Source organism: Marivivens donghaensis (genome assembly GCF_011806565.1).
Taxonomy (GTDB): Bacteria; Pseudomonadota; Alphaproteobacteria; order Rhodobacterales; family Rhodobacteraceae; genus Marivivens; species Marivivens donghaensis_A.
The window spans coordinates 34,134-58,010 of the sequence record NZ_JAATOP010000010.1 but is presented as its reverse complement, the minus strand read 5'-3'; the positions used below and the strand labels follow the sequence as shown (position 1 = coordinate 58,010).

The window sequence follows — 23,877 nt, the reverse complement described above, 5'->3', positions numbered from 1 at the left end:
CCCTCCCGCAAGTGGCTCGATCCGCGATCATCATCGGCTCAAAGAAAGCTCGCGAAAAATTGCACAATGGTAGTAATGCAAATGTCAAAAAAACGGAGAATGGCGTTTTTTAAGGGCGAGAGCCGTTTCGGCCTTCTACTAAAGGTGTAGAAGCCTCGGCTTCGATCAGGCAAAAGCAAACGCCCTCCGCCTTTCGGCAGAGGGCGCTTTTGCGGTCTGGAACGCCGATCAGACGATGCCGCCGCCTGCCCCGCTCACTTCGGGACGCTCTGCGCCGACCTTGGCGCGGTAGCCAGATGCGCGGTAGGTCATGACGGGATCAATCGCGGCTCCGGCCTCGAAGCGCGCCATTTGCAGGATCGGTTCGACATCCGTGCGGAATGCGCGGCGCAGCGTGGCAGAGGCCATGAGCGCATCGTTATCCGCCTGATAGCCACCCAGAGCCTCGCGGTCGACGATGGACGCCTGCACATAGGCGCGCTGGATTTCGATGGCCGAGATCATCAGGCTCTCGATGGGATCGGTCACGTTGTGCGACTGGTCGATCATATGCGCGAGGTTCAGATCGGGGCTTTCGGCATCCACCAGTTCGTTCCAGACGAGGAACAGACGGTACGGCTCGATGGTGCCGCTATCCAGATCGTCGTCCCCGTATTTGGAGTCGTTGAAGTGGAAGCCGCCCAGCTTGCCCGCGCGGATGAGGCGCGAGACGATCATCTCGATGTTCACGTTCGGCGCATGGTGGCCAAGGTCGACGAGGCACTTGGCCTTCTCGCCCAGCTCCTGCGCGATCATCAGCGATGTGCCCCAGTCCTGAACCACGGTCGAATAGAACGCGGGCTCGTAGATTTTGTGCTCGCTGAAAATCTGCCAGTCGTCAGGCAGCTTGTCATAGATGGCGGACATCGACTGCATGTAGCGGTCGAACTGGCGACCCATATGCGTCTGTCCTGGGAAGTTCGCGCCATCCCCGATCCACACCGTCAGCGCGGTGGAACCGAGCTTCTGGCCGATCTCGATACACTCGATATTGTGGTCGATGGCCTGCTGGCGGGTCGCGCCGTCCACATGGCTGAGCGAGCCGAACTTGTAGGAATGCGCCTGATCGGGCTGATCCTGAAACGTGTTCGAGTTCATGGCATCGAACCCGAGGCCGTACTCGGCGGCCTTCGCCTTCATCTCTGCCGGATCGGCCTTGTCCCACGGGATATGGAGCGAGACCTTGGGCGTCGCGTCCGTCAGCCCGTGGATCACGCCGCAATCGTCGAGCTTGTCGAAGATATCGCGTGGCTCTCCCTTTCCGGGGAAGCGCGCAAAACGGGTGCCGCCCGTGCCGGTACCCCACGACGGGACCGCGACGCCGAAGCCCTTCGCACGGTCCTTGATGGCCGCGATGTCGATACTGCGGCGGTCAAGCTGCTCACCCAGCGCATCGTAATCACGCTGAAGATCGGCAATGCGTTTTTCGTTTTCGTTCTGAATAACAGTTTTCATAACAGCACCTTACCGCGTGAACGCTTGGACGTTGCCAGCATCGACATTGATGATATTGCCCGTCGACTTTGCCGAAGCTTCGGACGCGAGGAAATAGGCGGCTTCCGCGATATCTTCGGGCAGGACCGAACGCTTCAGCATGGAGCGGTTGCGGTACATCTCCTCCAGCCCTTCCTTGTCGGTGCCGTAGGTGCCAGCGCGCTGTTCCAGCCACTCGCCTTCCCAGATTTTCGAGCCGCGCAGTACGGCATCGGGGTTCACCACATTGACGCGGATACCCGCCTCTGCGCCTTCCAGCGCGAGGCAGCGGGCGAGATGGATTTCAGCGGCCTTTGCGGTGCAATAGGCCGATGCGTTCGGCGATGCGGCGAGGCCGTTTTTCGAGGCAACGAACACGATAGAACCGCCGATGCTCTGCTGGCGCATGACTTTGAACGCTTCGCGGCTCACGAGGAAGTAGCCTGTGGACAGGATGTCCATGTTCTTGTTCCACAGGTCGAGCGTCGTTTTCTCGATCGGCGCCGAGGACGCGATGCCCGCGTTCGACACGAGGACATCGACCCCGCCGAATTCGACAGCGGTATAGGCGTAAGCGTCGATGATCGCCTGCTCGTCGGTCACGTTCATTTCGACTGTGCGCACGACGTCCGCGCCGAACTGCTTGGCGAAACCTGCGCGGACTTCTTCGAGCGAGCCTGCGTTGATGTCGGCCAGCATGACGCAGGCGCCTTCGGTCAGGTAGCGATGCGCGGTCGCCGCACCGATGCCGCCAGCCCCGCCCGTGATCAGCGCGACGCGGCCCGCCATGGATTTCGGCTTCGGCATCCGCTGGAGTTTCGCCTCTTCGAGCAGCCAGTATTCGATGTCGAAAGCTTCCTGTTCGGGCAGGCCGCAGTATTCCGACACCGCCGACGAACCGCGCATCACGTTGATCGCGTTGACGTAGAACTCGCCCGAGATCCGCGCCGTGGCCTTGTCCTTGGCGAAGGTAATCATGCCGACACCGGGGACCAGATAGACCACGGCGTTGGGATCGCGCAGCGCGGGCGAGTTATCTTTTTTGCAGCGGTTGTAGTAGGCTGCGTAGTCATCGCGGTAGGCTGCGACCTGCGCGGGCAGCCCTTCCAGCACCTCGTCCACGTTGTTCTTCGCGGGATCGAAAGCAACGACCAGCGGACGGATTTTTGTGCGCAGGAAGTGGTCGGGGCACGAGGTGCCGAGCGCGGCAAGCGGCTCCATATTCTTGGAATTGACGAACTCAAGTACGGCATCCTGATCGTCGAAATGTCCGACCATGTGCTGCGCGCCCGAGACCATGCCGCGGATCGCAGGCATCAGGCGGGCCGCGACAGCGCGACGGGCGTCACCATCAAGAGAGGTGTGAACCGCGCCGCCGAATGCCGCCTGCCCTTCGGTCTTGGCCGCGAACCAGTCCATCGCTTTCTGGATGATTTCCAGCGTCAACTCATAACACGCCTTCGCATCGTCATCCCAGGTGAACAGGCCATGCGATTCCAGCACGACGCCCTTTGCATCGGGGTTCTCCAGACAGAACTTTTCCAGCCAAAGACCCAGTTCATAACCCGGTTTTTTCCACGGCAACCAGCCGATGTCGGAGCCGAAGATCTCTTGCGTCAGTTCCTTGGAATTCTTCGACGCAGCAATAGCGATGATCGCGTCGGGGTGCATGTGATCGACGTGCTTGCGCGGAACGTAGGCATGAAGGGGGGTATCAATCGACGCGGCGCGCGGGTTCAGGTTCCAAGTGCAGTGCGGCAGGTAGCCGACCATTTCGTCCTCGAACTCCACCCCGCGATAGATGCCTTTAAGCGCGCGGAGTTTGTCCATGTAGAGCGTGGCGAAACCGTCCATCTTGATCGAACCGACGTCACCGCCCGAGCCTTTGACCCAGAGAACCTCGACCTCCTCACCGGTCAGCGGATCTTTCTCCATGACCTTGGCCGAGGTGTTGCCGCCCCCGTAATTGGTGATCCGCTTGTCAGAACCGAGCAGGTTCGAGCGGTAAAGCAGCTTTTCCGACTCGCTCATGCTGGCGGCTTTTGCGTCGTCCCACCCGTTAACAAGGCGCTGATCTGCACCGGAATTCGACATCATATCCTCCCTTCGCGCGCAAAACGCGATAATACCCTTTGATGCAAAACTGTCGGGGGTGCGGCGCAATGTCAATCATAAACAATCATAAATGATCGTTTGCATGTGCAGCATGATTGTTTTTGACTTTTTGTGATTGACAGATTGGCGGATTCTCTCGCAACATCTCATTCCAAGGGAGTATTCAATGCACGAAACCGAGCGTCATAGGGTCATTCTATCCGCTGTTCAGGACCGGCCGGTCGTGACGGTGATTGACCTATGTGGCCTGACCGGAGCCTCGGAAGCCACTATTCGCAGGGATATCGGCACGCTTCATGAGCGCAAGAAGCTGCGCCGCGTGCGTGGCGGTGCCGAGGCTCTGACCCCGCCGCAAGTGGTCGGGTTGGCCGGCCGTCCGTTTTCAATCAACGAAACGATCAACATCAAGCAGAAACAAGCAGTCGCACGCGCTGCCGTCGAATTGTGCGAGGATGGCGATCCCATCATCATCAACGGCGGCACGACGACGTTCCAGATGGTCCACCCGCTCGCGTCCAAGCGGATGCAGGTGTTCACCAACTCGTTCCCCATCGCGGCGCATCTGCTGAAGAACTCCAAGAACACGATCATGCTGTCGGGCGGTGTCATCTACCGCGAACAGAACATCGTGCTCTCCCCGTTCGAGAACGACGTGACGCGCAATTTCTACGCGCGCCGCATGTTCATGGGGGCGCAAGGTATCGGCCCGCTGGGTCTGATGGAGGCAGACCCGCTTCTGATCCAGGCCGAACAGAAACTGATCGGACAGGCCGACGAACTCGTCGTTCTGGTCGACAGTTCGAAATTCGAGCACCGCAGCAGCCTCGTTCTGTGCGGTCTCGACCGGATCGATATCGTGATCACCGATGAAGGGATCACGGACAAAACGGCCGCCATGCTCGAAGCAGCGGAGGTCAAGCTCATCGTAGCCCCAGTTGAGGGCGCGGAAGCGAAGGAGGCGGTAACTTAAATCCGCCAGTTGCACTTTAGGGAGGAAATCATGAGTGTAATGAAGAAGATCTTGTCGACCGCAGCGATCGCCGCTGCGTTTACCGGCTCGGCCGCTCAGGCCGAGGACATGCGCATCGCTCTGGTCGTGAAAGCACTGGGTATCGGCTTCTTCGAAGCTGCCGCCAAAGGTGCCGAAGAGGCCGCCGCAGAGCTTGGCGACGTCGAAATCATCTACACCGGTCCGACCGACACCACCGCTGAAGGTCAGATCGAAGTGATCAACTCTCTTATCGCGCAGGGCGTCGACGCCATCGCGATTTCGGCCAACGACCCTGACGCGGTCGCGCCTGCCCTCGCCCGCGCCATGCAGCGCGGCATCACCGTCATCTCGTGGGACTCGGGCGTTGCCGAAGAAGGCCGCCAGATGCACCTGAACCCGTCGTCGAACCCGCTGATCGGTAACATGATCATCAAGCTGGCCGCCGACCACCTGCCCGAAGGCGGTCAGGTCGCCGTTCTCTCGGCATCGGCCACCGCGACGAACCAGAACATCTGGATCGAAGAGATGAACAAGGTGATGGGCAACTACCCCGGAATCGAAGTCGTCGCGACCGTTTATGGTGACGACCTCGCCGACAAGTCCTACCGCGAAGCGCAGGGCCTGATGCAGTCCTATCCGGACCTCGACGCCATCATCGCGCCGACCTCGGTTGGTATCGTGGCTGCCGCTCAGGCTGTCGCGGACGCTGGCAAGGCGGGCGAGATCAACGTCACCGGTCTGGGCCTGCCGTCGGAAATGGCTGGCGCGATCGAGTCCGGCGCATCGCAGTCGTTCGCCATCTGGAACCCGATCGACCTCGGTTACTCGGCAACCATGATCGCGCACGCACTGGCAACCGGTGAAGCCACCGCAGAGCCGGGTGCATCGATCCCGATGGGCCGCATGGGCGAAGTGACCCTCGACGACACTAACTCGGGCGCCATGGCCGATCCGTTCGTCTACGACGCATCGAACATCGCCGACTTCGTCAACATTTTCTAAGCATCCCACAGACCGGCGCGCGTCAGACCGCGCGCCGGTCTTCTTTTCGGGGGTTTTATGCAATCTCTTCATCAGTCGGACGGGCCCGCTCTCAGGCTCGACCGGATCACCAAGACATTTCCGGGCGTCAAAGCGCTCGATAACGTGCAGCTGGGCCTCTATCCGGGTCAGGTGACTGCGCTTGTCGGCGAAAACGGCGCAGGCAAGTCGACGCTCGTGAAGATCCTGACGGGCATTTACCAGCCCGACGGCGGCGCGATCTATGTCGGCGACACCGAAGTGAATTTCCCGACCGCGCAGGACGCGGCGGCGCACGGTATCACGGCCATCCACCAAGAAACGGTGCTGTTCGACGACCTCACCGTAGCAGAAAACATCTTTCTCGGTCACGCGCCCAAGACCAAATGGGGCCTGATCGACACCCGCACCCAGACCCGCAAGGCCGCCGAAATCCTGCGGGGCATCGGGGCCGAGATCGACCCGCAGGCTCGTTTGCGCGACCTCGGCATCGCGTCCAAGCACCTCGTCGCCATTTCACGCGCGCTGTCCATCGATGCGCAGGTCGTAATCATGGACGAGCCGACCGCTTCGCTGTCGCACAAGGAAATCCACGAACTGTACGAGCTGGTGGATAAGCTCAAGGCGCAGGGCAAGGCGATCCTGTTTATCAGCCACAAGTTCGACGAGATCTTCCGCATCGCCGACCGCTACACCGTGTTCCGCGACGGGCAGTTCGTGGCGGACGGCTTGATTTCGGAAATTAGCGAAGGCGAGCTGGTCCAGATGATGGTCGGCCGTTCCGTCGATCAGGTGTTCCCGAAACGCGAGCCGCTCTTGGGGACCGAGGTTCTTCAGGTCGTCGGTTACGACCATCCGACGGAGTTCGAGGGCATCAACTTCACCCTGCATCGTGGCGAAATCCTTGGGTTTTATGGCCTTGTCGGTGCGGGCCGGTCAGAGTTTATGCAATCGCTCTTCGGCATCACCAAACCGTCCAAGGGCGTGACCAAAATTGACGAACAGATCACGGTCATCCGGTCTCCTGCTGCGGCGGTCGAGGCGGGTATCGTCTACGTGCCCGAGGACCGCGGCCTGCAAGGCGCGATCCGCCCCATGCCGATTTTCCAGAACGTGTCGCTCGCCTCGCTGAAACGCACGTCGAAGGACGGGTTCATCCGGCTGGCCGAGGAATTCGCCCTCGCCCGCGAATACACCCAGCGCCTCGACCTGCGGGCGGCATCGCTCGATACGCCTGTCGGCAATCTGTCGGGCGGCAACCAGCAGAAAGTTGTCATCGCGAAATGGCTGGCGACGAAGCCGAAGGTCATCATCCTTGATGAGCCGACCAAGGGCATCGACATCGGCTCGAAAGCTGCCGTCCACGACTTTATGGCCGAACTTGCCGCGCAGGGCCTCGCCGTCATCATGGTCAGTTCCGAAATCCCCGAAGTCCTCGGCATGTCCGACCGCGTGATCGTCATGCGCGAAGGCAAGATCGTTGCAGAAGTCAGCGGCGATGACATGACCCCCGAAACTCTGGTCCGCCACGCTGCGGGCATCGCGGAGGCATAAATGAGCATCCTCAAATCCCGCGAGATGATCCTGACAGGCGCGATTGTCGTTCTGGTGATCCTCATCGCGACCCGTTTCCCCGCGTTTGTCGCGCCATCGAACCTCGCCGCCGTGTTCAATGACACCTCGCCGCTGATCCTGCTGGCGATCGGCCAGATGATCGTGATCCTGACCAAGTGTATCGACCTGTCGGTGGCGGCGAACCTCGCGCTGACGGGGATGGTCTGCGCGATGATCAACGTCGCAGCGCCCGGAACGCCGGTGGTCGTCATCCTGATCGTCGCTATCGCGCTTGGCGCTTTGCTCGGCATGTTCAACGGCGTGCTGGTGTGGAAGCTGGACATCCCGCCCATCGTGGTGACGCTCGGCACGATGACCATCTATCGCGGCATTATCTTCCTGATTTCAGACGGGAAATGGGTCAACAGTCATGAAATGTCCGGCGCGTTCAAGGCATTCCCCCGCGCCGTTCTGCTCGGACTGCCGATGCTGTCGTGGATCGCGATCATCCTGACCATTGTCTTCTTTGTCATCATGACCCGCACCACACTGGGCCGCGCATTCTACGCTGTCGGCGGCAACCCTCATGCGGCGGTCTATACGGGCATCGACGTGGGCAAGACCCAGTTCTGGGCCTTCACCTTTTCGGGCGCGCTTGCTGGCCTCGTCGGCTACCTCTGGGTGTCGCGCTACGCGGTCGCTTACGTGGATATCGCGCTGGGGTTCGAGCTCGACGTGGTCGCCGCCTGTGTGATCGGAGGCATCGCGATCTCGGGCGGGATCGGGTCCATCGGCGGAGCGGTCCTCGGCGCGCTGTTCCTTGGCGTGATCAAGAACGCCCTGCCCGTCATCAACGTCAGCCCGTTCTGGCAAATGGCCATCTCGGGTAGCGCGATCATCATCGCCATCGCCGTCAACACCCGCGCTGGCCGCACCAAAGGCCGCATCATCCTCAAGAAAGCGGAGGCCGCGCAATGAGCCATACCGACCGCATCATTCCCGACCGCCTCCAGTCCCCGCTCCAGAAGAACCTGAAAAGCTGGGAGACGCTGCTGCTCGCCGTCGCCATCGGGATTTTCATCGCGAACTCGTTCGCCTCGCCGTACTTCCTGAACGCTTGGAACCTGTCGGACGCGACGTTCAACTTCACCGAAAAGGCGATGATCGCATTTGCGATGGCTCTATTGATCATCGCGGGCGAGATCGACCTCTCGGTCGCGTCGATCATCGCGCTGGCGTCGACCGCGATGGGGGCTGTGGCGCAGTTCGATGTATCCACGCTGACCATCGTGCTCACCGGCCTCGCCGTCGGCACCGCTTGCGGCGCGTTCAACGCGGTCCTCGTGACGGTCATGGGCCTACCATCGATCGTGGTGACTATCGGTACCATGAGCCTGTTCCGCGGCATCAGCTACATCGTCCTCGGCGACCAAGCCTACCGCGGCTACCCGCGCGATTTCGCCTTCTTCGGTCAGGGCTACGTCTGGTGGGTCATTAGTTTCGAGTTCGTGCTCTTCCTCGTGCTCGCCGTGATCTATGGCATCCTGCTGCACAAAACCAACTTCGGGCGCGCGGTCTACGCCATCGGCAACAACGCCACGGGCGCGCTGTTTTCGGGCATCCGCGTGGGCCGTGTGAAGTTCATCCTGTTCATGCTCACCGGCCTGATGTCAGGCGTCGCAGCGGTCTGCCTGACCTCGCGCCTCGGCTCCACCCGCCCGTCCATCGGGCTTGGCATGGAGCTTGAGGTCGTCACGATGGTCGTCCTCGGCGGTGTCAACATCTTAGGCGGTTCGGGCTCCATTCCGGGCGTCGTCATCGCAGCCTTCGTCATGGGCCTCGTGACCTTCGGCCTTGGCCTGCTGAACGTGCCGGGTATCGTGATGTCGATCTTCATCGGTGCGCTGCTGATCGGCGTAATCGCCCTGCCGCGCCTCTGGGCGATGTGGAGGAAGTGATGCAGAAATATGCCTTCAAAATGAAGCTGCACGACGGGCAGCTCGGAGAATACAAGCGCCGCCATGACGAGATCTGGCCCGAACTGGTCGCGCTGTTGAAAGACGCGGGCATATCGGATTACTCGATCCATCTGGACGAGGAGACGGGGATCCTCTTCGGTGTCCTCTGGCGAACGGACGATCACGGCATGGAGGATCTGCCGAAGCATCCTGTGATGCAGAAATGGTGGGCGCATATGGCCGACATCATGGAAACGCACCCGAACAACGAACCCGTCGCGACCCCGCTGACGAACGTGTTCCACATGCCATGAAGCACATCGCCGTTATCGACGTCGGCAAGACCAACGCCAAGCTGGCGCTGGTCGATGCCGCGACTTTGGAAGAAATCGCTGTGCGGACGCGGCCCAACGTGGTGCTGACGGACGGTCCCTACCCGCACTTCGATCTGGATGGTCATTTCGCCTTCTTTATGGAGGTTTTGGCCGAGTTTCAGACCGCCTACGGCATCGACGCGATCAGCATCACGACGCACGGGGCGTCTGCTACTCTGATCGATCACGACGGTGCTGCGCTGCCCATGCTGGACTACGAATTTAGCGGGCCAGATAGCGCCGACGGCTATGACGCGCTGAGGCCGTCTTTCGATGCCACCGGCTCGCCGAGGTTGCCGCTCGGTCTCAACGTCGGCGCTCAGTTGCATTGGCTGTTCGATGCGCACCCCGACCTGCGCAATCAGGTCAAAGCGATCGTCACTTACCCGCAATACTGGGGCTATCGCCTTACCGGAGAGCTGGCGACCGACGTCACCAGTCTTGGCTGTCACACCGACCTGTGGGAGCCGCAAAATGAACGTTTCTCGGCGCTTGTCGACAGTCTGGGGATCGCGGGCCTCATGGCCCCTGCCCGTAAATCATCCGACGTGCTTGGCACAATCACCGATGTCATCGCAAAGGCTACCGGCATCCCGTCCGGCACGCCCGTGATGGTCGGCATCCACGACTCCAACGCCTCGCTCTACCCGCATCTGCTTGGCCGTGAGGGCGCGTTCTCGGTCGTCTCGACAGGGACATGGGTGATCTGCATGGCGATGGGCGGCAGCGCGCAGCGACTAGACCCGAACCGCGATACGCTGATGAACGTAAACGCACTGGGCCAAGCGGTCCCGACCTCACGCTTCATGGGAGGGCGCGAGTTCGAAATCATCCGCAAAGCCCGCGACTGGCAGGCAACCGATGCTGACCGCGACAGCATACTCGGCGGGATCTATCTGCTGCCAGCGGTGGAGCCGAACACCGGCCCCTTTGCGGGCCGCGCCGCGTCATGTGTCGGGCTTGCCCGCACCGAAGGCGAAGAACTGGTCGCCCTGTCCTACTACCTCGCCCTGATGACGCACACGTGCCTTGACCTGATCCGCGCCAAAGGCCCGACCGTGATCGAAGGTCCGTTCGCCAAGAACACCGACTTCCTCGCCATGCTTGCCGCGATCAGGCCCGACGGTGTCGAGGTCGCGGCCTCCGCCACAGGCACCAGCGTCGGCGCGGCAATGCTGTGCATTCCGGACGCTAAAGCGCCAGAGACCACCCGCGTCACCCCGCCCGAGGACAGCCGCCTTGCCGCTTACGCAACGGACTGGTGGCGGCTGGTGAACGGCTAGACGGTCGCCATGTATCTCGGCTTTCCAATGATCGAGCGCAGGGTCCGCTTGGCATAGCCCTGCGCTTCGAGCCGCTTGAGCAGCGATTTAATCTCGCCCACAGGCGGGAGATCAGCGAGCGGTAGTTTGCTCGTCAATTCCTCGCTATGCTGGGCATCGAAAACGAAGTCGCGCAGTTCCTCCGCCGAGACGCCCTTGGTGCCGCAACGGATCAGGCCCACCACCATCACGCGTTCAGCCATGGACAGTCCCGCGAACTCCGCATGTTGATCGCGCAGCACCAGATCGGATAGCACGGCGCGCCGGGCTGCCTGCATCACGGCAGAGCGGACATTGACGCCCAGCCCATTGGTCCAAACGAATTTCAGTGCGGGCCCGATGACCCAGCCGCCGAGGCCGAGCTTGTCGATCTCCACCTTCCCGAGCCGTTTCAGACGGCGATCAAGCTGGGCCGACATTTCGTTCAGTGACTGCTTTGGCGCGCGCATCCAGTCATGCAGTTCGACCTTGGCAAACTGGGGATCGATAAAATCGTGCGAGATGATCGGCACTGGTGCGCCGGCTTGCTGATCTGCCTCACTTAGCCCCAGCAGCGGGTTCGCGGGGTCGAGAACGAAGTGTTTTTGCAGGAACCGCTGGCAATTGCGTTGACCAAGGACGAAGTCGTGCTGACGGAAACCGCGGTCCAGAAACCCTCCGAAACCGCCGAGCAGGCCACAGGCAATCGCACTTGCGCCAACACCGAGCGTTTTTCCGTTCTTGCTACGCGACGGGGTGATCAGGAAACGCGAATGCACATCGGGGTCCTGCGCCTGCAAAAGCTCCGCCGGTTTGAAGCGCGCCTGCCCCGTGAACGTCTTTTGCAGTTTCTTGGCGATCGCCGCGATGCCGAGCATCTTGTGCAGCTTACCAGCGGGCAAAACGGCAAAGCTCTCACCCTCTGGGAACGGATCGACCATCAGCACGGCGCGGTGCGCCATCCTTGCTTTGCGTGGATTGGGCCGCAGCAGCGGGCCGTCCTCGGTTTCTTTTGCGGCCTGACGGATCGCGTAACGGGCATGGGCGAAGGGTTCGTTATCAATCGCGCCGCCATCAAGCGCGATGTAGGGCGTCTGCGTCTGATATGCCGTCTCGCCAAAGAACGGACGCGCGGTCTGTTTCGGGTCGAGGTCATACGGCAACGCCCCGCCTTGCGCCCGCGCATTGCTGTCGAGCGCACCCATTTCCCACGGCGAAGTGTCGACGACGCGCGGCGCCAGCGCCAACGGAAACGCCCCTGTCGCAAGGCTCGCCACCGTCAGTTTTGTCCAGTTCCCGCCATCCGAGCGATCCAGCGGAAGCGGCGACTGGCTTTGCCGCGGATCAAGCTGCACACCATCATCGCCCCACGCATCAAGCCATGGCGACGGCAGCGCGGGCCCTTCGCCCAATCCGTTGAACCGGAAGTGCCGCACGATGCCGTGCTGGGACATCAGGAACGGATCGCCGCCGCCGAACGTCACCTGATAAACCGTCGGATTGATCGCGGTCGTGGTTAGGAACAGGTCCAGCTGGGACGAGATGAAATCGTAGCCCTTTTCGGACCCTGTCCACGCATTGATCCCAACCAGAGCCTGCCGCGCAACGTCATCGAGGTGATGCCCGTTCAACACCGAAATCGCGCCAGTCGCGTCGATACCAGCAGCTTCCTGATCGAGTGTTTTGCGATCGGTCTCCAGATCCTCCATCGCGAGCAGGCCCGTTTTCAAACCTTCGTCCCACATACGGACGTTGTTGACCCACGTGTCGAAAATGCGCTTCAGCACCAGCTTGCCCGAGACTTCGCCGTTGCCACACGCGGGGTACGAAAGGTCCTGCGGCGCGCTCCAATCCGGCTCGCCATTGCGTCCGACCGCGAGCAGGTTCGTCGCGATCAGTCCGGCACACATCCCGCCCGCCGATGCGCCCGAAATCGCCTTGAGCATCACCTTGTGCTTCGGCCCGCCCGGTTGGCCGACGCGCGCATTATGCGAATACATCGCCCGCATCAGATAATCGACAACACCCGCGGTATAAGCACCAGCAGAAATCGCGCCGGCCATCGTCAGGCCAATGACAAATACGGGTGTCCCATCGCTATCGCGATCAAAGATTTCCTGCATAGAAATAACCACTTAACAAAACTATTGGAACCTCGCGAAATCCACCGCTACCAGATGGTTCGCTGCTGGTATGGCAATCTGCGGCAGGACAGGTATGGGCGTTTCGATATCCGTCTCGTCCAACCTGAATTCATAAACGAGGAACCAGACATCGTGCTCTTTGTTGATCGCTATGTCCTTCAATGCAGCGTCCGGATCGCGCCGACCTGCGCCAAGCTGACGGTCGATTTCATCGCGGCTGAACTGGACGTTCTGATTGATCTTGAGCTCTTCGTCAGTCACCACGATGGCCAGGACACGGTAGTACCCAACTGGCAACGAAAACAGACCGTTGAGAATGCACGACAGAAAATTGGAACCGCAGGTTATGCGGTCAAAATCCTCATACCAACGCTCCGGCCCGTCGATGATCGCCCCGTCCGAATAGATCTGCTCAACCGGCGTCAAAAGCGCGAATCCTCCACCCGGAGTACGGAGCGAGCCGAAGCTGTGATAGCCTGCCGAACGCAACGCATCACGCAATGCAAGCTCGGCATCTGCAAGTGTTTCAACAGGGCCGAACTGGTCTTTGAGGCGAGCTACGCTCAGCACCACGTCTCGCGAAGGTCGCGGTGCGGGCATCGGAAATAGTGTGGGCGGCTTTGCGGAGATTTCCCCCTCATCCGAGGGACTTTCTGCACCCTCCGAGCACGCGAAAAGCAGCAATGCAAAGAGCACTCCGAGAGTTCGTCGCAGCGTCTCAAGCATCGCTGTCTTCTCTTACGAAGAACAAAAAGCCCATCGCGGCGATGACGATACCTTGAAGTGGACCCATGAAGATCGTGGAATTCTCTAGATGGCTCACGATCTTCGGGCCGGTCGGTGTTTCAACTCCCATCCACCAATTGATGCTCGGCATAAGAAGCACCAGAAGCAAAACCAGCACGTAGAACACGGAGATCCCGACAGCGAGACGACAGAATGCTCTGCGGACTTTCTGCTCTTTGGATCTCTTGGACTGGATCGCGCTTGCACCGAGGACACTCGTCATCAAGCCGAGCGTCGGGACGAAATTCGGGAGCGCCCAGTTCCAGATACGCGCGCTTTCCGCCCCCAAACGGGGCGTGGACGTCATCACGATCAGGCAGAGAAAAATCAGGCCGAAAGCAGCAAACCAGATGGTCGCGAGCTGATATCGCGCCTTCTCGATGGGAACAAACATACAGACCCCGAAAACCAAAAAACAAATAAAACAGCATTAACAATTGCGAGCGTAACACAGAGCTTTGCAAATTGGGACAATTTATGCGGCTGGTCGCTGGCAGTTTGTCAGAGGCGGCGGCAATCGCGGCCGCCGCCTCAAAGGGCTAACCTCGGGCCATCTCCCCCCTCAGAAATTCCTCGGGATCGTCGATTTCGACCAGCCGCTTGCCCTTGATCCACCAGAAGCGGTTGCCGACGTTGCGCAGGAATGTGCGGTCGTGGCTGACGAGCAGGCAGGAGACGTCGTTGTCGATCAGCTCGGCCTCAAGTGCTTCCTGCCCTTCGATGTCGAGGTGATTTGTCGGCTCGTCGAGGAGGTAGAAGTTCGGGTTCCTCAGCCGCAGGAGCAGCATGGCGAGGCGCGCTTTCTGCCCGCCGGACAGCGCGTCGATGTTCGTGCTCTGCATCTGGAAATTGATGCCAGCGCCCGCCAGTGACGCCCGCGCGCGTTCGTCGCCGATGCTGAAGTTGCTGGTGACGGCGCTGATTGGCGTGTCCGCGGCGCTAAGCATACTCAGGTGCTGATCGGAAAACGCAGGTACGATCGAGGCAGCGCACTTCACGGTGTCATCTTCGCCCATCAGTGCCTTCTGGATCAGGCTGACGAGCTGGGTTTTGCCCGTGCCATTGGCGCCCAGCAGAACCACACGGTCGCCGCGCGAAATCCACTTTTGGCCGGTCTTATAGAGAACGCGGCCATCGGGCGTTTGAACCTCGATATCCTCCAGCGTGACGAGCGCCTTGGAATGGGTGCCGCTGTTCACCAGTTTGATGTCACCCGCCGACCGTTCGCGGTGGACGGGACGAGCGGCGGCCTCGAGCTTGTCGGCGCGTTCGGTCAGTTGCTTGGTCTTGGTCAGCAGCAGGTCGGAGCCGGAGTTGATGCCGACATTCTTGAGCTTGGCCGCCTGACGGCGCAGCTGCTTGGCCTTGTTCATGTCGTTCGCCAGCTGGCGTTCGTCCGCCGCGTCGGACTCGTCGAGTGCAGCGCGGGCAGCCGAGAACGGCAGGTTGAACACGCGCGAATTTTCGGCCCGCAGGAACAGGGTGCGGTTCGTCGTGGCGTCCAGAAACGCGCGGTCGTGGGAAGTCAGGATCACCGGTGTCTCACGCGGCAGGTTGCCCAGCCACGCCTCCAGCAACGCCACACGTTCGAGGTCGAGGTGGTTGGTAGGCTCGTCCAGCAGCAGGACATCGGGTTCCTTCACCCAGACCGACGCCAGCATCGCCGTCCGCTGCCAGCCGCCGCTGAGTTCGCCGAGCGTCTTGTGCTGCATCTCGTCGGGCACCGACAGCTCGTCCAGCACCACGTCTACGCGCCAGCTTTCGAAGTCCACCTGCTCGGGCGGCAGCGCGGCCAGTACCCAGTCATAGAGGGTTACGCCCAGCGCCTCGTCAGGCACGTATTGCTCCACATAGCCGACACGGAGACCGCGGGCATAGGTGATGTCGCCCGTCGTCGGATCGTGCTCACCCGCGAGGCAATCGAGCAGCGTCGTCTTCCCCCGCCCGTTCGCGGCGACGAGGCCGATGCGGTCGGATTTGGAAACAGTCAGGTTGAGGTCAGAGAAAAGCGGGTCGCCAAGGGTCACGCCCAGCGCATTGGTATTGATAATGGTCATAGATATCTCGGGTCACAGAAATTTTGCCGCAATGCGGCTCTGGGCAGACCTTTGATGGAAATCGTCGGTCAGCCCTGCAAACAGATTTGCAGGGCAACACGGGGACCATGCTGAAGTCGGCGGATGATACGCATGTTCAGCTCTTGCCCTCCCGTTGTGAAATCCTTGACCAATGACCCGAGCGTAAAGCGCTGGGTGCGGCTTGGCAACCTAGAGGATTCCTGACCCTATTAACCGCCGACTCGGTTGCGCAGCACTGTCACGAAGAACAGCAGCATCGACAGGATGGTCAGGATCGAACCGACCTTTGCCAATGTCTCGCCCTGCTCGGTCAATGCCATCACGATACCCGGCACGATGACGATGACCGATAGGACCGCCAGCCAGAAATGGACGTTCGACAGTTTCGACGCCGCAGCCGAGGGACTGAGCGCGTAGTACGCGCCAAACACCGACGAAGCGACAAAACCGATGAGGTTGAGATGTCCGTGGGCTGGCGAAAGGCTGTGGTCCCCCGTGGCGGACATCACGATCCCCCAAGCCATACCAATCAGCGCGCAAAGTGCGCCGAACGCGAAAAACCGTTGTGATACAGAGTTCATAGCTGTCTTCTCTTTTGTCAGGCGCCCAGCGGTGGGCCGGTGAATGTCAGATTGAAGCGGCTGCCCGCCTCGATGATGGCGGGCATGTCCATCGGAATGCTCAGATCCCGATCTGCGGCCTCGTAGAAAAAGCCCTCGAAACCGCCGGGAGTCAGGATGACCAGATGGCGTGACGGCGTGTCGGAGCAGACGCGGAAGGTGTGCTCTTTGCCGCGCGGGATGAACACGCTTTCGCCCGGTCCCAAACGGCGCAGGTCGCCCTCGACCCAGATCTCGATCTCTCCGGTGAGGACGATGAACACTTCGTCCTCGGCGGCGTGAACATGGCGTGGCGGCCCTTCGCCTGCCGGTGTCGTGGAGTCCACGATCGACATCGCGCCGTTCGTTGCCTCTTTGGTCAGGATGGTGCGGTAGCTGACGTTGTTCCAGCTCACCTCTTCGGTTCGTTCCATAATGCCCCCCCTTGAAGATACAGGTTCCCAGCGGGGTGCCTTCGGGCATCCCGTTCAGTTCTGAAACCTCCGTTTGTAATTAAATTGCGTGGATGTACCCTACGCCGAGTGCGATCATAATTGAATATTCTGGATGTTATATCGTACATAAATGAAATGAATATTCAGTCGTTCGACCTGAACCTTCTCAAAGTCTTTGCTGCACTGTTCGCGGAGGGCTCCGTCACCAAAGCGGCGGAGCGTCTGGGCGTGTCGCAACCCGCCGCGTCGACGTCTTTGCGAAAGTTGCGCGACGCGCTGGGTGACCCGCTGTTCGTTCGCGCGGGCCACAAGCTGACGCCGACCGCCGTGGCCTTGGAATTGCGGCCCGAGGTCGAAAAGGCGCTGACCGCGATATCGGGTCTGCTTGACTACGGTACCGACCTTGACCCTGCGCGATTGAACGAACGGATCTGGCTGTCGGGGTCGGACTTCTTTTCCGAACTGATGATGCCGCGCCTGCTGGAGAACATCCGCCTCTCAGCCCCGAACCTGCAAATCATCATGGTGGACCGCGTGTTCGGCACCACGCTCGACGCGCTGGAAAACGGCACGGTCGACATCGCGTTCTGGCCCGATCTGGACATGCCCAAATGGGTAAACCGTCAGCACTTGGTCACCACACGATTTGAGTTCATTGCGCGAACCGGCAACAAGCGTCTGACCTCGGCGGGCATTGCTGATGGCGAGCAGATCCCGCTGGGTCTGACCTGCGACCTCTCGCACGTCCATTTTTCACCCGACGGCCGCACGCTGGACGATATGGACCTGATCCTCACCAAGATGGGCCGCAAGCGGAACATCATCGCAACTCTGCCGACTTTTTCCGCCGTGCTCGCTACAGTGAAGGGGAGCGAGGTGATCGGCACCATGCCCTCACACCTGATCGACCGCCTCGGCCCGCATCACGGCATCACGCGCCATCCCCTGCCGGTGGACCGAGCCGATATTCCGCTGATGATGCTGTGGAACCGCCGCTCCGATAATGCCCCCGGCCATCGGTGGCTCAGGGGGCAGATCGCAGAGTGTTTCGCGAGGCTTTATTCGCCGCTCAGCAGCCAGTCGTAGACCAGTTTCGCGCGGTTTGAGGCATTCGGATGCAGTTTGATGTAGAACACCTCGGTCGCTTCCATCCGGTGCGGCAGCATCGTCACCAGTCGCCCCGTGTCGAGGTAACTGTGGGTGAGGCTCGTCCAGCCAAGGACCACGCCCATGTCATCCTCTGCCGCTTGCAGCGCGATGACGTAGTTGTTTACGCGGTGGCCTGGGCGCATTTTGCCTGAATAGCCCGCACTGGCGAGCCAACGGGTCCAGTCGACCCAGCCGGTCTCATTCACGTCGATGTGGATCAGCGAAAGCTGAGCGAGGTCGGCGGTGGTTTGTGCGGGGTGCTTTTCGGCATACGATGGACTGGCGAGAGCCTGCACCTGATCTTGGAACAGGACATCGCAGGCGCCCTTTTCGCGGCTGATATCGCCGTAATGAATGCTGAGGTCACAGTCCTGCGGTTGCTGGCTGCTGTCGCTGACGATCTGCGCGACCGAGACGTCTCCGTGTTCGCGCCAGAACCGCGCAAGCTTCGGGGTGAGCCAGAGTGAACTGACAGCCGTCGACACACCGATGGTCACAGCTGCGCGGTCGGTCCGCTGGCGAAGCTGGTCGGTCGCGTCAGCCATCGTTTCAAACCCGCGCTGGAGGGCGACGAGCAAATACGCCCCTGCCTCCGTCAGAGCGACGCCGCGATGGTGGCGGGAGAAGAGCGAACAGCGCAGTTCGGCCTCCAGCGCTTTGACCTGATGGCTGATCGCGGCGGGTGTCACGTTCAGCTCCTGAGCGGCAGAGCGGAAACTGACATGACGCGCGGCGGCCTCGAACGCGACGAGCGCGCTCATCTGCGGAAGGTTGTAGGGCCGTTTGACCAAGCTGACCTCATGGTTAAGGAGCGAAAAACGCGCAATAGATGCGCCTTCACTATTCTCAGGTTACTTCAGCTAATTCCAAGATTACTTTTTCTGCAATTGCCAATCAGCCTGTCAGGTCGAAAAGTTTTCCTGCGAAAAACAGGAGACGCGCGATGATCCATGATGCAGTACCCCCCGCAAAATCAGGACGTCGCAAGCGTCGCGGTTCCGGCCATACGGAGCGGAGCAGCGAGCCGGGTCAGAACCTGCACCTGCGCGTGCCCTTTATCACCCGCAACATCCCGACCTACGATCTGCTGGACGAGGGTTCGCTGGAGAAAATCGAAGCGACCGCCGACCGCATCCTTGCCGAGATCGGGATCGAAGTACGCGAGGACGAAGAAACCGTGCGCCTCTACCGCGAGGCCGGCGCGAGCGTCACCGAAACGGCGGCCAAAGCATGGCGCGTCAAATTCGAGCCGGGCATGATCCGCGAAATCCTGCAAACCGCGCCCGCCGAGTTCACCCAGCACGCCCGCAACCCCGCCAACAACGTGCAGATCGGCGGAAAGGCTGCGGTCTTCGCGCCCTCCTACGGCTCTCCGTTTATTCTGGATGCTGACGGGACGCGCCGCTACGGGACCATTCTGGATTTCGAGAACCTCGTGAAGCTGGGCCAGTCCTCGCCGTGGCTGCACCATTCGGGCGGCACCATCTGCGAGCCGACGGACGTGCCCGTGAACAAGCGTCACCTCGATATGGTCTACGCCCACATGCGCTATTCCGATCGCGGGTTCCTCGGCTCCATCACCGCACCCGAACGTGCCGCCGACAGTATCGAGATGTGCCGCATTCTGTTCGGTGCGGAGTTTGTCGACCAGCACTGCGTGATCATGGGTAACTTCAACACGACCTCGCCGCTGGTGCTCGACGGCGTGACGGCGGCGGGCATCCGGACCTATGCCGCTGCCGGTCAGGGCTCGATCCATCTGCCGTTCCTTCTGGGCGGCGCTGTGTCCCCGCTGACCATGGCGGGATCAGTGGCGCAGTGCCTCGCGGAGTCGATGTCGTCCTGCGCGCTGACCCAGCTTGTCCGTCCGGGCGCGCCTGCCGTCCTCGCAGGGTTCCTGTCGTCGATGTCGCTGCGCACCGGATCGCCCACCTTCGGCACGCCGGAGCCCGCGCTCGGCTCGCTGGTGATGGGACAGCTTGCCCGCCGCATAAACCTGCCACTGCGCTGCGCAGGTAACTTCAGCACCTCGAAAATGCCCGACGGTCAGGCCATGCAGCAGGCGATGATGTCGATGATGTCGGCCATTCAGGGCGGCGCGAACTACATCCTCCACTCGGCCGGATTCCTCGACGGCCTTCTGTCCATGTCCTACGAAAAATTCATTTTGGACAGTGACATGTGCGGCGCTCTTCATGCGTATATGAAGGGGATGGAGGTCAACGAGGACACGCTCGCCTTTGACGCGCTGGCCCAGTTCGGACCGGGGGAGCACCTCTTTGCCACCGACCACACCCTGCGCCACTACCAGACCGCATATTGGGACAGCGGCATGAACGACGACCAGCCGTGGGAGACGTGGGCCGAGCAAGGCAAGGAAGACAGCGCGCTACGTGCCAACAAGCGGTGGAAGAAGATCCTGCAAGAGTTCGAGGCGCCCTACCTTGACCCCGCAATCGACGGCGCGCTCAAGGACTTCATCGCCCAGCACAAAGCATCGATGCCGGACGCATGGTACTGAACAGATAGCCTTCCCAGCGCAAACAACTTGAACAAGGATGGCCCTGCCATCAGCCGGAGCGACGCATGTCCAACGATCCCCTCTTGCAGCCCTATCAGCTCAAGCATCTGACCCTGCGCAACCGCATCATGACCACGAGCCATGAGCCAGCCTACCCCGAAGACGGGATGCCGAAGGACCGCTATATCGCCTACCACGCCGAACGTGCGAAGGCGGGCGTGGCGCTGGCGATGACAGCGGGATCTGCTGCGGTGTCCAAGGACAGCCCGCCCGTGTTCAATAACATCCTCGCGTATAAAGACGAGGTCGTGCCGTGGATCAAACACCTGACGGACGGGCTGCACGAACACGGCTGCGCCGCGATGATCCAGCTCACGCACCTTGGCCGCCGCACAGCTTGGAACAAGGGCGACTGGCTGCCGTCCGTGTCGTCCTCCAAGCACCGCGAGCCTGCGCACCGTGCCTTCCCCAAGCTGGCCGAGGATTGGGACATCGAGCGGATCATCAGCGACTTCGCCGACGCGACCGAGCGGATGAAGGAAGGCGGCATGGACGGGATCGAATTGCAGGTCTACGGCCACCTGCTAGATCAGTTCTGGTCGCCGCTGACCAATGATCTGGACGGTGAGTACGGTCCGCAGACGCTCGACAGCCGGATGAAACTGCTGAACGATGTGCTCACGGGCATCCGCAAGCGGGTCGGTGACCAATTTATCGTCGGCATCCGCTACACCGCCGACGAGGTCGAAAAGGGCGGCATTGATTTCAACGAAGGGATCGAGATTTCCAAGCGCCTCGCGAAAGGCGGGCTGGTCGACTTCCTCAACGTCGTGAAGGGCCGCATCCATACAGACCCCGCGATGACCGACCTCATCCCCATTCAAGGCATGCGAAACGCACCGCACCTCGATTTCGCGGGCGAAGTTCGCAAGGCAACCGGAATGCCGACCTTCCACGCCGCCAAGATCCCCGATGTGGCGACCGCGCGCCATGCTGTGTCTGCGGGCCTCTTGGATATGGTCGGGATGACGCGCGCCCACATGGCCGACCCGCATATCGTGAAGAAGATCATCGAAGGCCGCGAGGATGATATCCGTCCTTGCGTCGGCGCGACCTACTGCCTCGACCGGATTTATCAGGCGGGCGATGCGCTCTGCATCCACAACGCCGCAACGGGCCGCGAGTTGACCATGCCGCACGCCATCACCCCTGCCGCCCAGCGCAAGAAGGTGATGATCGTCGGCGCAGGTCCGGCGGGCCTCGAGGCCGCGCGCGTGGCTGCCGAACGAGGGCATGATGTGACGGTGCTGGAGGCGCAGAAAGACCCCGGTGGTCAGGTGCGCCTCACTGCGCTGAACGACCGTCGGCGCGAGATGATCTCCATCATTGACTGGCGCATGGCCCAGTGCGCCGCCCGCGATGTGGAGTTCCGCTTTAACCTCTGGGCAGAGGCCGAGGACGTCACCGCCCTGAAACCCGATGTGGTGATCGTCGCCACAGGCGGCCTGCCCAATGTGGAGTTGTTCGAGAGCAAGAAGGAACAAGACCTCGTCGTCACGACGTGGGACATGATTACCGGCGATGTGAAGCCCGAAGGCAGCATTCTGATCTATGACGAAAGCGGCGATCACCCTGCCCTCATGGCGGCAGAAGTCGCGGCCAAGGCGGGCTGCAAGGTCGAGGTGATGACCCCAGACCGCACATTCGCGCCCGACATCATGGCGATGAACCTTGTCCCTTATATGCGTAACCTTCAGGACAAGGACGTGACCTTCACCGTCACTCGCCGCCTCAAGGATGTGGAGCGCGACGGCAACCGTCTGAAGGCGAAGATCGGGACGGACTATAGCGATCTGATCACCGAAAAGACCTATGACCAGATTGTCGTGAACTACGGCACCCTGCCCCTCGCCGACCTCTATTTCGACCTCAAACCGCTGTCGTCGAACGAAGGTGCGGTGGATCAGGACGCACTCATCAAAGGCAAGCCGCAGACCATCACCCGCAACCCCGAGGGCACATTCCAGCTGTTTCGCATCGGCGACGCGGTGTCGGCGCGCAATACCCATGCCGCGATTTACGATGCGCTGCGTCTGATGAAGGATATCTGACGCCCAACCTTCCGGCACCTGACAAAACAATTGCCTGCCTCCCCCTTGGCTGGGCTATGGTGGGGCAAGCCAGGTGTCGGGGAGGAAACCTAGGTGCTCGAGTATACCCATAACCACTGGATGGTTCTGGCGTCGCTTGCGATTGCCCTGATCGCGGGCTTCACAGGTCTCAGCCTGACCCGCGGCGCGTCCGCATTGCCCATCGGCAAACGCAAGGCCGTGGTCGCGATGGCGGCTGTCGCACTGGGCGGCGGCATTTGGTCGATGCACTTCGTCGCGATGCTCGGCCTGAACCTGCCCGTGCTCTATTTCTATGACGCGCTGACCACGCTGATCTCTGCGCTGATCGCGATCCTGATCACGGGCGTGTCGCTGATCATCGTCCACTTCGGCAAACGAACCCGAGGACGTGTCTTGGCCGCAGGTGCCGTCATGGGCGTCGGGATCGCGGTCATGCACTACACGGGCATGTCGGGGATGGAGTTGTGCCGTCCTGTTTACACCCCGATGGGCATCCTCTTTGCAGGGATCGCATCAACAGCGCTGTCGTGTTTCGCGTTCTGGATCGCCTACGACAGACGGCGGACACGGAACATCCTGCTCGGCTCGCTCGGCTTCGGGGTCGCGGTTTTTGCGGTGCACTTCGTCGCGATGGCGGGTACGGGTTTCGTGGCGGTGGACAGCTCGGCCAGCGGGCCGTGGATTTCGAACGCATCATTGGCGTTCGCGGTCACATTGGTGGCCTTCGTGATCCTCGGCGCGTTCCTCCTGACAGGTATCAACGTCGCCGCTCCAGAGCCGATGGCCGAAGAGCCTATCGTCGAGGACGCACCCGAGACGCAGATCGTCAGCCAGACCAACCGCATCCCCTACGAGAAAGAGGGCAAGACCCACTTCGTCGACTTCAACGATGTCGCCGCCATCCGTGCCGAGGGGCATTACACGGTCCTCTACCACGAAGCCGAGCGGCTGTTCTGCCCGTGGTCGATTTCGGAGGCAGAGAACCGCATCCACCATCCCGACATCATCCGCACGCACCGCAGCTACCTCGTGAACACCCGTTTTGTGACCGCTTTCGACCGCCGCAAAGACACCGGTGTCTGCTATTTCGACGGCATCGAGTCTCTGCCCAAGGTGCCTGTCGCCCGCGCCCGCATCAGTGAGGTGCGCGAGAAGCTCGGCCTTTAGCGCAGCGCAGCATGATTTTTC

Annotated in this window: 20 protein-coding genes; 11 read left to right on the top strand and 9 right to left on the bottom strand. The window is 61.0% G+C overall.

The window, feature by feature from the left end:
- Positions 1–228: 228 nt before the first annotated feature.
- On the bottom strand, positions 229–1,494 hold the full coding sequence (gene rhaI / locus HCZ30_RS13655) for an L-rhamnose catabolism isomerase (RefSeq protein ID WP_167638854.1): 1,266 nt from the start codon (positions 1,492–1,494) through the stop codon (positions 229–231).
- Between the two features lie 9 nt (positions 1,495–1,503).
- The gene (locus HCZ30_RS13650; protein ID WP_167638853.1) at positions 1,504–3,606 is read right to left on the bottom strand and encodes a bifunctional rhamnulose-1-phosphate aldolase/short-chain dehydrogenase; all 2,103 of its coding nucleotides are present in this window, start codon (positions 3,604–3,606) and stop codon (positions 1,504–1,506) included.
- Positions 3,607–3,793: 187 nt separating this feature from the next.
- On the opposite strand from HCZ30_RS13650, the gene HCZ30_RS13645 reads away from it, so the two are divergent.
- From HCZ30_RS13645 to HCZ30_RS13615, 7 genes are read left to right on the top strand one after another with little or no spacing between them, the layout of a single operon-like run.
- Positions 3,794–4,597, top strand: coding sequence for a DeoR/GlpR family DNA-binding transcription regulator (locus tag HCZ30_RS13645; protein ID WP_167638852.1), 804 nt, complete (start codon positions 3,794–3,796; stop codon positions 4,595–4,597).
- A gap of 30 nt (positions 4,598–4,627) precedes the next feature.
- Positions 4,628–5,620 (top strand): rhamnose ABC transporter substrate-binding protein, encoded by a 993-nt coding sequence (rhaS, locus tag HCZ30_RS13640; RefSeq protein WP_167638851.1) that lies wholly within the window; start codon positions 4,628–4,630, stop codon positions 5,618–5,620.
- A gap of 57 nt (positions 5,621–5,677) precedes the next feature.
- Positions 5,678–7,192, top strand: a complete 1,515-nt coding sequence (locus tag HCZ30_RS13635) for a sugar ABC transporter ATP-binding protein (protein WP_167638850.1) — start codon at positions 5,678–5,680, stop codon at positions 7,190–7,192.
- Positions 7,193–8,170, top strand: coding sequence for an ABC transporter permease (locus HCZ30_RS13630; RefSeq protein ID WP_167638849.1), 978 nt, complete (start codon positions 7,193–7,195; stop codon positions 8,168–8,170).
- Complete coding sequence (locus HCZ30_RS13625) at positions 8,167–9,150, top strand: ABC transporter permease (RefSeq protein ID WP_167638848.1); 984 nt, start codon at positions 8,167–8,169, stop codon at positions 9,148–9,150. The genes HCZ30_RS13630 and HCZ30_RS13625 overlap by 4 nt, the downstream gene beginning before the upstream one ends.
- Positions 9,150–9,464, top strand: a complete 315-nt coding sequence (gene rhaM, locus HCZ30_RS13620; RefSeq protein ID WP_175581047.1) for an L-rhamnose mutarotase — start codon at positions 9,150–9,152, stop codon at positions 9,462–9,464. Before HCZ30_RS13625 ends, rhaM begins: the two co-directional genes overlap by 1 nt.
- A complete protein-coding gene (locus HCZ30_RS13615) occupies positions 9,461–10,807 on the top strand; it encodes an FGGY-family carbohydrate kinase (protein ID WP_167638846.1) in 1,347 nt (448 codons plus the stop codon). The genes rhaM and HCZ30_RS13615 overlap by 4 nt, the downstream gene beginning before the upstream one ends.
- Here HCZ30_RS13615 and HCZ30_RS13610 read toward each other — a convergent pair.
- From HCZ30_RS13610 to HCZ30_RS13585, 6 genes are all read right to left on the bottom strand, one after another.
- Positions 10,804–12,948 (bottom strand): hypothetical protein, encoded by a 2,145-nt coding sequence (locus HCZ30_RS13610; RefSeq protein WP_167638845.1) that lies wholly within the window; start codon positions 12,946–12,948, stop codon positions 10,804–10,806. The genes HCZ30_RS13615 and HCZ30_RS13610 overlap by 4 nt on opposite strands.
- 21 nt (positions 12,949–12,969) lie before the next feature.
- Positions 12,970–13,695, bottom strand: a complete 726-nt coding sequence (locus HCZ30_RS13605; RefSeq protein ID WP_167638844.1) for a hypothetical protein — start codon at positions 13,693–13,695, stop codon at positions 12,970–12,972.
- Positions 13,688–14,149: a hypothetical protein gene (locus HCZ30_RS13600; RefSeq protein ID WP_167638843.1), complete on the bottom strand. Its 462-nt coding sequence runs from the start codon at positions 14,147–14,149 to the stop codon at positions 13,688–13,690. Before HCZ30_RS13600 ends, HCZ30_RS13605 begins: the two co-directional genes overlap by 8 nt.
- Positions 14,150–14,294: 145 nt before the next feature.
- The gene (locus HCZ30_RS13595) at positions 14,295–15,812 is read right to left on the bottom strand and encodes an ABC-F family ATP-binding cassette domain-containing protein (protein ID WP_167638842.1); all 1,518 of its coding nucleotides are present in this window, start codon (positions 15,810–15,812) and stop codon (positions 14,295–14,297) included.
- A 230-nt stretch (positions 15,813–16,042) separates the two neighbouring features.
- Entirely contained in the window at positions 16,043–16,414 is a 372-nt protein-coding gene (locus HCZ30_RS13590) for a hypothetical protein (RefSeq protein WP_167638841.1), read from the bottom strand.
- A gap of 17 nt (positions 16,415–16,431) precedes the next feature.
- On the bottom strand, positions 16,432–16,866 hold the full coding sequence (locus tag HCZ30_RS13585) for a cupin domain-containing protein (RefSeq protein ID WP_167638840.1): 435 nt from the start codon (positions 16,864–16,866) through the stop codon (positions 16,432–16,434).
- A 156-nt stretch (positions 16,867–17,022) separates the two neighbouring features.
- Here HCZ30_RS13585 and HCZ30_RS13580 point away from each other — a divergent pair, with 156 nt between their 5' ends.
- Entirely contained in the window at positions 17,023–17,973 is a 951-nt protein-coding gene (locus HCZ30_RS13580; protein WP_167638839.1) for a LysR family transcriptional regulator, read from the top strand.
- Here HCZ30_RS13580 and HCZ30_RS13575 read toward each other — a convergent pair.
- Positions 17,946–18,827, bottom strand: a complete 882-nt coding sequence (locus HCZ30_RS13575) for a LysR substrate-binding domain-containing protein (protein WP_167638838.1) — start codon at positions 18,825–18,827, stop codon at positions 17,946–17,948. The genes HCZ30_RS13580 and HCZ30_RS13575 overlap by 28 nt on opposite strands.
- 152 nt (positions 18,828–18,979) lie before the next feature.
- Between HCZ30_RS13575 and HCZ30_RS13570 the strand changes: the two genes are divergently transcribed.
- The 3 genes from HCZ30_RS13570 (at position 18,980) to HCZ30_RS13560 (ending at position 23,856) form a co-directional block, all read left to right on the top strand.
- Positions 18,980–20,557: a trimethylamine methyltransferase family protein gene (locus tag HCZ30_RS13570; protein WP_167638837.1), complete on the top strand. Its 1,578-nt coding sequence runs from the start codon at positions 18,980–18,982 to the stop codon at positions 20,555–20,557.
- Positions 20,558–20,622: 65 nt separating this feature from the next.
- Positions 20,623–22,668, top strand: coding sequence for an NADH:flavin oxidoreductase (locus HCZ30_RS13565; protein WP_167638836.1), 2,046 nt, complete (start codon positions 20,623–20,625; stop codon positions 22,666–22,668).
- 93 nt (positions 22,669–22,761) lie between these two features.
- On the top strand, positions 22,762–23,856 hold the full coding sequence (locus tag HCZ30_RS13560; protein ID WP_348640396.1) for an MHYT domain-containing protein: 1,095 nt from the start codon (positions 22,762–22,764) through the stop codon (positions 23,854–23,856).
- Positions 23,857–23,877: the final 21 nt, after the last annotated feature.